This is a genomic window from Paenibacillus sp. 1011MAR3C5, from assembly GCF_003591485.1.
In the GTDB taxonomy this organism is placed as follows: domain Bacteria; phylum Bacillota; class Bacilli; order Paenibacillales; family Paenibacillaceae; genus Pristimantibacillus.
The window spans coordinates 48,468-60,494 of the sequence record NZ_QZCF01000004.1 but is presented as its reverse complement, the minus strand read 5'-3'; the positions used below and the strand labels follow the sequence as shown (position 1 = coordinate 60,494).

Below are 12,027 nucleotides of genomic sequence, written 5' to 3'. Positions count from 1 at the left end.
CTGCGTCGATAAAAGGAGGTCTTGACTTGGACAATCATGCAGGCGCCCTCGTTGCCGGCGCGGACTTTGGCAGCGATTCCGTAAGAGTCATTATCGTAGAAGGAGCATCCGGCCGGACCGTCTCCGAAGCATCCTGCGCCTATCCGCGCTGGGCTAAGCGAATGTATTGCAACGATGAAATCAGTCAATTCCGGCAGCATCCCTTAGATTATATCGAAGCCTTTACTGCCGCTTTCCGATCCGCGCTGCAGGATGCGGGCGAGCAAGCCGGGGAGCGTCTGCTCAGCATCGGTATTGATACGACCGGCTCAACGCCATGTCCTATCGATGAAGCCGGCGTTCCGCTGGCGCTCAAGCCTGAATTCGCAGATAACCCGAATGCCATGTTTCATCTATGGAAAGACCATACCGCTGTTGCTGAAGCTGAAGAGATAAATGCGATTTTCTCTACCGCTGATTCCGTGGACTACACGCAATATCAGGGTATCTATTCTTCGGAATGGTTTTGGGCCAAAATATTGCACACGATCAGAACAGATAAGCAAGTCAAGCAAGCCGCCTATTCATGGATCGAGCATTGCGATTGGTTCGCCAACTTGCTCGCCGGACAGACGGATCCGCTGGCCATGTACCGCTCCTCTTGCGCGGCAGGCCACAAAGCGCTATGGCATAGCGCCTTTGGCGGCTTGCCTTCAGAAGAATGCCTACAGCAATTGGACCCCTATCTCGTATTGGTCAAAGACCGATACGGCGCGGGACCGCAGCATGCCGATTCGGCTATCGGCATGATTTCGAAGCAATGGGCAGCCCAACTAGGCATTAATGAACAAGTTATCCTGTCGGGCAGCTCCTTTGACGCCCATGCCGGAGCTGTAGGAGCCGGAATCCAGCCGCGCACCTTGGTGAAGGTTGCAGGCACCTCCACCGTGGATATGATGATCGAGCGGCCGGAGCGCTTGTCGGGCAAAGAAATGAAGCATGTATGCGGATTGGCTGAACATTCCATTATTCCCGGATATGTAGGGATTGAAGCCGGACAAGCCGCTTTTGGCGATATTTTCGCATGGTACAAATCCCTCTTAATGTGGCCGGTGGAGCAAATGATTCAGCGCACGGACCTCTTATCCGAAGACCAAAAAAAGCAGTTGCAGGAGCAATGCTCCGAACAGCTGCTGTATAACCTTGAAGCGGCAGCAAAGGAGATTCCGCTCCAAGCGGCTAATCAGCCCGTTGCGCTAGATTGGTTCAACGGCAGACGGTATCCCGTATTAAATGAAGCAGTGAAAGGAGCGATTGCAGGACTTCATCTGGGCAGCACCGCGCCTGCTATATATCAATCGCTGCTGATGTCGGCTATTTTTGGCGCGAAACGTATTTTCGACAGCTTCGTCGAATACGGGTTGTTCATCGACCGCATTATTGTCATTGGTGGTATCGCCAAAAAATCCCCTTACATTATGCAAATGATGAGCGATGTATTGGGCAGGCCGATTATGATCAGCAAGCAAGATCAAGTGTGCGCGAAAGGAGCGGCTATCTATGCCGCGGTTGCAGCCGGCTTATTCTCAAGCATCGAGGAAGCACAGGAAATATATTGCGAAACGTACGAAGCCGACTATGAACCGAATCCCGGGAAGCAGCAAGACTACGCCAAGAAGTACAAGCAGTATCTGCAACTAGCTCAATCTATTGAGGAATTTCATAGCATGTAAATTACATTCATTAAAGGATGTGCTTATCTGATGACTACTATTGAACAGCTGTCGGTTCAATCGCTGCGCAGCTTATCTATTGATATGATCGAACAAGCCAATTCGGGCCATCCCGGCATGCCGCTCGGCTGCGCTCCGATGGCTTATACGCTATGGACTAGATATATGAACCATAATCCCAAAAATCCGGACTGGTTCAATAGAGACCGCTTTGTTCTGTCTGCCGGTCACGGCTCAAGCCTGCTGTACAGCCTACTCCATCTCTCCGGTTATGCCTTATCGTTGGAAGACTTGAAGCAATTCCGCCAGTGGCAAAGCAAGACGCCGGGGCATCCGGAATACAAGCATACACCGGGAGTCGATGCGACCACCGGTCCGCTTGGCCAAGGCATAGCTTCCGCTGTCGGCTTGGCGATTGCGGAGCAGCATCTTGCCGCTGTATACAATCAGCCCGAATTGCCTATTATCGACCACTATACGTATGCGATTTGCGGTGACGGCGATTTAATGGAGGGCATCTCTTATGAAGCTGCATCGCTTGCGGGACATTTGAAGCTCGGCAAGCTAATCGTGCTGTACGATTCGAATGATATCTCCTTGGATGGCGAGCTGCATATGTCGTTCTCCGAAAATGTGGAGCAGCGCTTCAATGCCCAAGGCTGGCAATATATTCGGGTAGAGGATGGAAATGACGGAGATCAAATCTCTCAGGCGCTGAAGCTTGCAAAAGCCGATCTTACGAAGCCAACTCTCATTGAAATCAAAACGACAATCGGCTTCGGCTCGCCGAATAAAGCAGGCAAATCCGCTTCTCACGGCTCGCCTCTTGGCTCCGATGAAGCCAAATTGACGAAACAGGCATTGCAGTGGATGCACGACACTCCTTTTTATGTGCCAGAGGAAGTATACACGCATTTCCAAGCAGAAGTTGTTCAAAAAGGAATTCAACAAGAGGAAGCTTGGCAGGAGCTGTGGGAACAATACGCCCTTGCTTATCCGGATCTGGCCAAGCAGCTGCTGGCGGCCATGGAGAATCATATCTCGCTGGACTGGAATGAAATCTTACCTGAGTATCCAACAGGAAGCTCTGCGGCAAGCCGCTCTGTTTCGGAAGAAATCATCAACGTGCTGGCGACAGAAATGCCGGGCATGATTGGCGGATCGGCTGACCTTGCGAGCTCCAATAAAACGATGATCAAAAACAACAAGCCGTTTCTACCCGAATCCTACAACGGGCAAAATATTTGGTTCGGCGTTCGAGAGTTTGCTATGGGCGCGATACTGAACGGCCTAGCCTTGCATGGCGGATTAAAGGCGTATGCGGGTACATTCTTCGTATTCTCCGACTACTTGCGCCCAGCAATCCGTCTAGCGGCTCTCATGGGATTGCCTGTTACTTACGTCTTTACTCACGATAGCATTGCGGTAGGCGAGGACGGGCCAACGCATGAGCCAATTGAACAGCTGGCCTCGTTGAGAGCCATGCCTAATCTGTCCATCTTCCGTCCAGCCGATGCCAATGAAACGATAGCGGCATGGAGATTAGCGGTAGAATCCCAGGATGTCCCTACTGCCCTCGTGCTTAGCCGTCAAAATCTGCCTACTATGAAAGATACCCAGCAGATGGCTTATGAGGGAGTCTCCAAAGGAGCTTACATCATCTCCAAGGGCAAGACTGATCATCCGCAAGCGCTTTTGCTCGCTACCGGCTCTGAGGTTCACCTGGCGGTACAAGTTCAACAAGCGCTGGCCGAGGAGCAAATCGATACAGCCGTTGTCAGCATGCCGTCCTGGGACCGCTTCGAAAAGCAGAGCGCAGAGTATAAACAATCTGTATTGGCACCGTCTATCAAAAAACGGATTGCGATCGAGATGGCTTCCTCTCTCGGTTGGGAACGTTATGTGGGCGATGAAGGCGAAATTATCGCGATTGATAAATTCGGCGCTTCCGCACCGGGAGATACGATTATTGAACAGTACGGCTTCAGCGTTAGCCAGATTGCGGGGCGTGTGAAGAAGCTGCTCAATATTCAATAAATCAGGCAATAGGTACAGCTACTTCATCAAAAAAAGTTGCAGACATGATGTCTGCAACTTTTTTATGTGTATCATTACTCTTGCACAATACCATCCGCTCCGAACGTTTCCGCTGCAGCCTTTTTAACCGATTCGAACATTTCCTCCGGAGTAATTTCATTGGCAAGTAAAGCTTGCAATTTAGGTATAATGACCTCTGTCTCCACTTTGATCGCTTTTGCACCCAGCTCAATTGGAATATCCGGGCGGGCCGGCGCAGCCTGCTTGAGCAAATTCTCAAGCGCGGCAAAGTTATCCGCATTTTGGATGGACTCCATGCTTTCTGCCGCTTTGCGGCCGCTGTCTGTAATATCTGCCAGGAAAGACTCATGATTGACCGTGGCTGCAATTTCCCCGCTCGCCAGGAAATACGCCGCTTTCACTACATTGGCTTTATGCTCATCCGTCGGTTCTTTTTTGCCGCGGAATGTTACGTAACCGTCAACAGCAGTATGGGATACCGCTTTATGGCCTCCAAAGGAAGGCAATGGCAGAACGACATAGTCCACCTTAATGCTATCCTGTACGGCGCTGCCGTCATTCGCTTCGATTTTTTTGTTATTGATATTCGCCGAATTTTCGAATGAAGTCATGCCTTTGCCTGTAATCATGGTTTGTCCGGTCAGGAACATATTCCAGCGTTTCCCCGCATCAATCGAGCTCAGCTCCTTCGGCATGGAACCGTCGTCAATCATTTCACGAATCGCTTTTAATACGTCTAGGAAATTCGAGCTTGTATAAGCGTACTTGTGATCCTCCGTAAACGGTGAAGGCAGACCCGCGTTTTTGACCAGTATGGTTAAATAATCTTTCGATGTGACGCCGGCAGTGGCAAAAACAAAGCCGTAACGGGCGGTTTTTCCATTCTCTTGAACCACGCCTTTTTGGATCGCCTCCCGGAATTGTTCATAGGTCCAGCCTTCCTGCTGCACCTTCTTCCAATCAATCCCGGCAGCCTCCATAAACTGTTTGTTTCCTCCGATTGATTGAACGGACATATATGCCGGGAAACCGTATAGGCCATCCCCATTTTTCATGTATTCCAATGGCACCTCGTCGAAGTCCTCTACCATCTCCGGAGTAACAATATCCTTAATGTCCATGAGCATGCCCATTTGCGCATATTTGGCGACCACATCCGCTCCGATAAAGGCAAGGTCGGGAGGGCTTCCCGCATTGACTTGCGTGTCGAGCTTCTGGGCCATATCCTCCCAGCTTGCAGGCTCGATTTTCAAGGTCAAATGAGGATACAATTCATTGAACTTTTTTTCCATGGCGTCAAAATTACTTTGAAAGTTGGCAGAGACAGGCGGAAGCAAAGCCGTGATAGTGTCTTTGGCAGGTGAATCCGACTCCGTCTTGCTAGTGACGGCAGGCTGGGTTGCGCTCGGCGTATTCACAGGATCCTTCGTTCCACAAGCAGCTAATATCATCCCCATAGATAACGTTATGGCCAACACGGTTGAAGCAACTTTTGTCTTCATGTTCAGGTTCCTCCCTGTAATAGGTTCCTCATTCCGCAAATAAAGCGCTTTCAATCAACATCATCTTAAACCGATTTGCAAAAGACAGTCAATAGTTTTTGAAATATTACTCCTTCATGAAGAATATATTCGAAATTTAATAACAATAATCTCACCAGCATTTACTCGATCGATTCTGATATTTTATTCCGTTTTTATAATACAATATGATTTTTTATTACAAATATTCATTGTCTGCTATATTGCGTCATGCTAATATGGGTTAGAGGAATGTGCTTATATACCCTGAAAAGAAAGCGGTTCCAATTATGAATCTTACGGATTTGGCTAGCATTTACGAAGACTTGATGCTCTACATCACCCAACCATTCTATCTTTTGGAGGAGATTACGTATGTCAAAGATTCTTAATGTGATCGTCATTGCAGCTCATCCCGACGAGCCGGAGGAATATGCAGGAGGCACCGCTGCCCTCTATGCCGAGCTCGGTCATCGCGTAAAGTTTCTTACTCTTACTAACGGAGATATTGGGCATTACGACTACAAAGGTCCTGAGCTTGTCAGACGCAGAGGCGAGGAAGCGCTTGTAGCTGCTGAACGTCTGGGCGTTCAAGAATATACAATATGGAATATATCCGATGGCTGGCTGGTGCCAAGTCCAGAAAACCGCGATAAGGTCATTGAACAAATTCGAGAGTGGGACGCAGATGTCGTTATTACATTCCATGGCCATGGCGGCGGCCATTTCGACAATCGCAACGCAGGCAGAATCGTCCGCCAAGCTGCCGAATATGTAGCGAGCGGCGCTGCTTCATTCAACAAACAACCGTTATTCCTTCTGATGCCAGACTTCACCGCACGTTCTATTTATAAAGCGGATATTGCCATTGATATATCCTCCGTTCTGGAGAAAAAGCTGCTTGGCTGTGATGCCCACGCTTCACAGTTCTACGAGCTGGCGCCTTGGCAGAAACGAATTGACCATCTCGTGCCAGAGAGCCTGGAGGACAAAAAAGCTTTTATTCTGAAGTATTGGGCTAACTTCTTCAATGTGTCGGAAGAGATGCTTCCTGCGCTTGAGCGCTGGTACGGGAAATATAAGACCGCCGAGATCCAATATGCCGAGCCATACGAGATTGCCAGCTACAACTTGCGCGAGTGGAGCGAGGAGGACATTAGAGCTTTAGTTCCGATGCTGCAAGTAGAGCAATAGACATCCGATATACCTTCTACATCAAGACCAATTCTCCTCAAGAGAAGGTCGAAGCTTTTGTACAGTTTCTAGAAAGCAAATGCCCGGTAGGCGATACCATCGCGAATCCGGTCAATCTTAAGCTGAACCGTATCGTAATTGAAAGTTAAGACTTACTCTCCCGCTAACCAGAAAAGGCCCTCCATAAAGAGGGCCTTTTGTCTATATCCTATTTGATCAATTGCAAAATGGCTTGCGGATTGGAATTCGCATGCGACAACATCGCTTGGGCTGCCTGAGTCAAAATGTTGGATTTCGTCAATTCCATCATTTCCTTGGCCATATCCGTGTCGCGAATTCTGGATTCGGCCGCCATTAAATTTTCGGCATAATTGTCTACCGACTTCATCGTATGCTCGAGACGATTTTGCAGGGCTCCATAAATCGATCTGAAATTCGTTACCCTTGATAAAGCGCCTTCGGTCTGGCCCAATGATACTGCAGGATCAGCCGGCGGCAGAATGCTAAGATTTGCAATTCCCAGGCCGTCAGACTTCGCATTGAACAATGGAATATGAAGCACCTGGTTTTCTTGATCGCCCGTTTGAATATCCACCTTGGGAGGGACATAGTCAATGTCCTTAATATCCGTGGTCACTGTCTCAACAATAGAATGGATGGTTTCGGTATATTCTTCCGTAAACCGGTAGACATCTTTTTTGAAATTAAAATTGCTTAGCGAAAAACCGAACTCCAGCACGCCCCCGTCATCCAGATCCGCACTCTCCCAGACTGTCGTAATGCTATTAGCAATTGAATCCAGCTCTGCACTCCCTGTCATCAACGAATTCGGCTTGACATAGCTTCCGCCATTCAGAAATGCAATTTCAAAATCGACCAACTCGTTAGACAATTCAAATACCGATCCTGCATCAGGAATGTCCGCGCTGGCTGCCGTGCTGCCGATCGGCACCCCGTTAGAGGAAGAAATGTCGTAGATAGCGTTGTATCTCGGTTGAAAAACTGTACTGAACCTGATTTGCTTGTCATCCGCGCCAGACTGATTGCGCACCTTGAACTCCACTGTGAATGACGTTCCATCTGTCATCATCGTTTTTTCGATTTCAATACCGTCCTTGGAATAAAAGATCGATAAAGAACCTGCCAATATATTCCCGCCGTCTACCGTAAACGTATCCAGCGTATGTGGGACGCCGTCAATTTCGATCACCGTATTCCCGTCCCAAAATCCGCCGAAATCTGGATATTGGCCCGCATGCGTCGAATTGACAACATATTCTGTCTGGAAGTAAATATCGCCAATCGAATTATGTTTAATATCCAGCTCTTTAAATTTCGGCTCGTTTTCCCAGATGCGTTCAAAGGTAAATTCGACAGTTGCAGTCTTATCCGTTTGCGTATGAACGTTTTTTTCGTAATCGTTAAAGCCCGGTCTGCCATCCGGAGAAACGATTGGCGTTAAACGCGCCTCATGATCGTATTCGTTATTGGTTGTCGTTCCCGTTGTTGACGTTACGACATTCTGAGGGTGATCGGGAGTTCCGACAGGATAGAAACCGTAATATACTTCCCGGTCGGTCACCGTAGTAGGAAACGGTCCTGTAGTCGTCACATCAACATTCAGGCTCGAACGATCCTCCAGCACTTGATAGTCTTCTCTGGAAAGCAGATTAATGGTATTAAAATCGGTTCTGCGCGCAATGTTGTCGATTTCCTCCGTCAACTGCTTGATCTCAAGCTCGATATTGCGCCGGTCATGATCGGAATACGTGCTGTTCATGCCCTGAATAATCAATTCCTTCTGGCGGTGGATCATGGCGGTGATTTCCTGGAAACCGCCCTCCGCCGTCTGAACGAGCGAGGTTCCGTCCTGAATATTCCGGCTCGCTTGCTCCAGCCCCCGAATTTGTCCCCTCATCTGCTGGGATATCGCAAGACCGGCCGCATCGTCTGCCGCCCGATTGATGCGAAGCCCGGATGACAGCTTCTCTAAGGATGCTCCCGAGCTTTTGTTGCTTTTATTTAAACGGTTTGCCGTATTTAGTGCCGAGATGTTATGCGCTATTTTCATTAACCCCACCCATAATCTTCGCTTTTTTATCTATATCGGCAAGTGGTATCCTAATATTTAGCATTTTACACATCTTTTTTGCTACTTTGGTCACAAAAATTTACGAAAAGCTCTCCAAAAATACCTTCCATTAGTCCAAAAGTAGCAATTCGTTATTGCTGCATGCCACACTTGCACAATTTATGGAAGCCCACATTTATAGCTATCAGCATCTTACATGTCTGCGCTTGAAGCCGATTTCCTCTTTGTCGATGGCCTTCTGAATGCGTTCGGAAGCGTTCAGATAGTCTGTTTTCTTGCCCTTCTGAACCTCTACCGGACCCACTTCGCTTGCAATCTCGACCGCCTTCTCATGAAGCGGCACAAAGGATACCGCTACGGTGTAGATGAAATTATTCATGGAGTATTTCGCACGCTCGGGCGCGTCGTGAATCGTATTTTTGGCTAAATCCAGCAAATCGGCCATCTTTTCTACGGAAAACTCGTGGTCCTTGCGGTTCCCCAGCAGCCAGCAATAGCAGCTCCAGCCCGCAGACCTTTTCAGCTCTTCATCGCTCGCAATCCACTTATCCGCCACTTGCTGCGCGATATCAGCTTCGGCGAGAGTGACTGCAACGATATAATCGGAGATCATATAAAAGTAAGCACGATCGATCCAGCGGTCAAAATCCGCTTCCGTCATCACTTTCGGCTCTGCAATAACCCCTGCGAAATACATGGCGTCGTAGTTGCCTGTAGCATAAAGCTGCTCAGCCAAAGGCTGATTTAATCCTGTTTTCTTTTTGATCGGCTTCATTTGGCCGGTCGCTACGCCAAATAACGGCTCCTGTGCGCCGTTGGTCATATACATCTTTTTAGTGCGTTCCTTGCCTAACGCTTCAAGCTCCTGCATAACCGCTTCGAATTCCATCGTCATCACACATCCTTTGTCATCAAAAGTATCTTCCTTACTTGCCGATCTTGCCTTGACGCTCCATTCCTCGTAACGCTTAGTAATAATGCTCGATGATGAGGAGATCATTTTTGACCAGCCTGTTTGTAGAATGAGAATTGTAGATCCCGCAATTCTTGCTCCTCTTTGATCAGTTCAGATCAATAGAAAAAAATCTCGCATTTTGAAATGATCAAAATGAGAGAAGGAGAACGCCTAATATAGCGATGGGTGGAGCTGATTAATTTATATCTCCTCTAAGACCCAATTCCAATTGATGAAATGCATCTTGAAGCAGCTCAGCCAAATCTGCTTCGGGGTGCTCGGCATAATGAAGCAAAACTGCAGAGCATGCTCCAGTCACCGCACCCGCCAGCACCTTAACTGACCAGTTGTCACTCGTTACGCCCAGACGCGCCGCCACCTGCTCGGCAATCATATCCATCGTCCCGTACATATTACTAACGGATGCACTGCGCAGCTCGGGAATCGACATAATGACCTCGATCCGCTCTCTGGCGGTCTTAATCTCGGCGGCTGACATACCGGCGACTCCTGACAGCATTGCGTTGCGTACAGCAGCCAGCGGACTCAGCTCCTCTGGCTGATTTTTTATTTCTGCAATCAAGATCGGATCGTAGTTATCGATAATAAGCACATCCTCTTTCGTCTTAAAGTAGCGAAAGAAGGTGCTTTGAGATATTTCGGCCGCTTCAGCAATCTGCTCGACTGTTGTCTCCTGATAGCCGTTTTCACGAAAAAGCCGCAGCGCATGCCGCTGCACAGCAGCCATCGCTTTCGCTTTTTTTCGTTCCCTCAGTCCGGCAGATGTCTTATTAATAGGCGGCATTCAACATTCTCCTTTGTCCTCTATCTATATATCTACTTGTTGTCCGGCAGAGGCACGCTCCTTCACTTTCCGCAAGAAAAGCACTGCAAGCAATAATCCTGCCGCAGCTATGCCTCCGCATATCCATAACAAACGACTCATCCCCAGTACAAAAGCATCCTGAACCTGCATTAGCAGCGGAAGCGAGTCCAACTGCCGGGCAATTGCTGCACCGGCTGCAACATTGCGCTGCACCGCTTCAGCGGCTTGCTCTGGCAAGCCGTTCACATCTAGTGTACCACGATAAGAACGGCTAAGCACAGTACCCAGAACCGCTACCCCAATGGTTCCGCCGATGTTGCGCAGCGCCATAATCAAGGCTGAACCGACCCCGCTCCGTTCGGCAGTTAACGAAGATAACGCCATATCCATCGCCGCAGGCAGTACAAGGCCAATTCCAAAGCCGGATATCGTAATCCATACTGCCGTCAAACCGAATCCGTCTGAAATCGGCATATTCGCACCAATGGCAAGTGAGACCCCAAGCAACACGAAACCGCATGCCATTGCGGCCCAAGCCCCCGTTTTATGCTGGATGGCATCTGCCGCCTTCGATCCGATAATCAAACCGCCTACAAGCGGCAACAACCGCAAGCCCGCGCCAAACGCGTCCGTCCCTTGCACTCCCTGAAAAAATTGGGGAAGCACAAATAGCAGCCCGAACATAATAAATGAAATAATCGTTGCCATGACAGAGCCCCAAGTAAATACAGCAGAGCGGAATAGCCCAGGATCGACCAGAGGAGCTTGACAGCGTCGAATCCACCATACAAATCCGGCTAGCAGCACTACACCGGCTCCAATTGACAAGAGCGCTTCCGCATTGCCCCATCCGCCTTCTCCCGCTTCAATTAATCCATATGTAATACCGACCAGGCCTAAGCTGGATAACAGCATGCCAACATAATCAGTTCGAACGCTGTTCTCGCCGTGCGATTCTTTCAGGAGCAAAGCGATAATAACAAAGGCTATAACAACAAATGGGATATTAATCCAAAACACAGAGCTCCAGTGATAGTGATTGAGCAGCCAGCCGCCTGCAATCGGACCAAGCGGTATGCCAATTGCATTGGCCATCACCCAAACCCCTATTGCCTTGGAGCGCTCCTCCTCTGCAAATAGGATCGGAATAAGCGACATGGACAGCGGAACCAGCAAAGCGGCACCAAGTCCGAGCATCGCACGCCCGATAATTAAAGTTGTCGATGTCTCTGCATAGGCGCATACGATAGAAGCCGCTCCGAATAAGAGCAACCCGATGAACAGCATCTTTTTTCTTCCCAACCGATCACCGAGCAGTCCCGCTGGCAGCAAGGCGGCTGCAAACACAAGCATGTAAGCATCGGCAAACCATTGCAGATCGCTGCTCGATGCCTGCAATTCAGTGGATAATGTAGGCAAAGCTAAATTTAAAATCGTCATATCCAGTCCGACAGCCAGCAGTCCGATCGCCAGCCCAATCAAAACCCACCATCTGCGACTATGTTGTTTCTCCATTGCTTTTTCCACCCTTCAAATAAAATATGACATCGACTTTCATTTGAGAGTATATATCTTTTGATACTATGAGTCAATTTTATTTATTTTCTTGTGAGAGCTGTGGCCTGCAACCTAGTCAGCGACTATTTTCTCTATAAATCCATCGTGAATAG

Annotated in this window: 8 protein-coding genes and 1 pseudogene; 4 read left to right on the top strand and 5 right to left on the bottom strand. The window is 48.7% G+C overall.

The window, feature by feature from the left end; translation table 11 throughout:
• Positions 1–26: 26 nt before the first annotated feature.
• Positions 27–1,712, top strand: a complete 1,686-nt coding sequence (locus D3P07_RS14045; RefSeq protein ID WP_220482024.1) for a ribulokinase — start codon at positions 27–29, stop codon at positions 1,710–1,712.
• 30 nt (positions 1,713–1,742) lie between these two features.
• Entirely contained in the window at positions 1,743–3,749 is a 2,007-nt protein-coding gene (tkt, locus tag D3P07_RS14040; RefSeq protein WP_397334587.1) for a transketolase, read from the top strand.
• 74 nt (positions 3,750–3,823) lie between these two features.
• On the opposite strand, the gene D3P07_RS14035 is transcribed toward tkt, so the two are convergent.
• On the bottom strand, positions 3,824–5,278 hold the full coding sequence (locus D3P07_RS14035) for an ABC transporter substrate-binding protein (RefSeq protein WP_119801199.1): 1,455 nt from the start codon (positions 5,276–5,278) through the stop codon (positions 3,824–3,826).
• Between the two features lie 387 nt (positions 5,279–5,665).
• Here D3P07_RS14035 and D3P07_RS14030 point away from each other — a divergent pair, with 387 nt between their 5' ends.
• Together D3P07_RS14030 and D3P07_RS14025 are read left to right on the top strand one after the other, a co-directional pair.
• Positions 5,666–6,484 (top strand): PIG-L deacetylase family protein, encoded by an 819-nt coding sequence (locus tag D3P07_RS14030; protein ID WP_119800868.1) that lies wholly within the window; start codon positions 5,666–5,668, stop codon positions 6,482–6,484.
• Positions 6,484–6,633, top strand: a pseudogene (locus D3P07_RS14025) (OsmC family protein); the annotation flags it as partial. The gene D3P07_RS14030 and the pseudogene D3P07_RS14025, both read left to right, overlap by 1 nt.
• A gap of 59 nt (positions 6,634–6,692) precedes the next feature.
• Here D3P07_RS14025 and D3P07_RS27790 read toward each other — a convergent pair.
• From D3P07_RS27790 to D3P07_RS14005, 4 genes are all read right to left on the bottom strand, one after another.
• On the bottom strand, positions 6,693–8,555 hold the full coding sequence (locus tag D3P07_RS27790; RefSeq protein ID WP_119800867.1) for a flagellin N-terminal helical domain-containing protein: 1,863 nt from the start codon (positions 8,553–8,555) through the stop codon (positions 6,693–6,695).
• A 205-nt stretch (positions 8,556–8,760) separates the two neighbouring features.
• The gene (locus tag D3P07_RS14015) at positions 8,761–9,465 is read right to left on the bottom strand and encodes a DNA alkylation repair protein (RefSeq protein WP_119801198.1); all 705 of its coding nucleotides are present in this window, start codon (positions 9,463–9,465) and stop codon (positions 8,761–8,763) included.
• A gap of 262 nt (positions 9,466–9,727) precedes the next feature.
• Complete coding sequence (locus tag D3P07_RS14010; protein WP_259391503.1) at positions 9,728–10,336, bottom strand: acyl-CoA-like ligand-binding transcription factor; 609 nt, start codon at positions 10,334–10,336, stop codon at positions 9,728–9,730.
• 24 nt (positions 10,337–10,360) lie between these two features.
• Positions 10,361–11,872, bottom strand: a complete 1,512-nt coding sequence (locus D3P07_RS14005; RefSeq protein WP_119800866.1) for a DHA2 family efflux MFS transporter permease subunit — start codon at positions 11,870–11,872, stop codon at positions 10,361–10,363.
• Positions 11,873–12,027 lie beyond the last annotated feature (155 nt).

Excerpts from the sequence above, each read along its gene's own strand:
- D3P07_RS14015 (WP_119801198.1), bottom strand. The coding sequence starts at position 9,465 with ATGGAATTCGAAGCGGTTATGCAGGAGCTTGAAGCGTTAGGCAAGGAA.
- D3P07_RS14005 (WP_119800866.1), bottom strand. The coding sequence starts at position 11,872 with ATGGAGAAACAACATAGTCGCAGATGGTGGGTTTTGATTGGGCTGGCG.
- D3P07_RS27790 (WP_119800867.1), bottom strand. The coding sequence starts at position 8,555 with ATGAAAATAGCGCATAACATCTCGGCACTAAATACGGCAAACCGTTTA.
- D3P07_RS14030 (WP_119800868.1), top strand. The coding sequence starts at position 5,666 with ATGTCAAAGATTCTTAATGTGATCGTCATTGCAGCTCATCCCGACGAG.
- D3P07_RS14010 (WP_259391503.1), bottom strand. The coding sequence starts at position 10,336 with ATGCCGCCTATTAATAAGACATCTGCCGGACTGAGGGAACGAAAAAAA.
- tkt (WP_397334587.1), top strand. The coding sequence starts at position 1,743 with ATGACTACTATTGAACAGCTGTCGGTTCAATCGCTGCGCAGCTTATCT.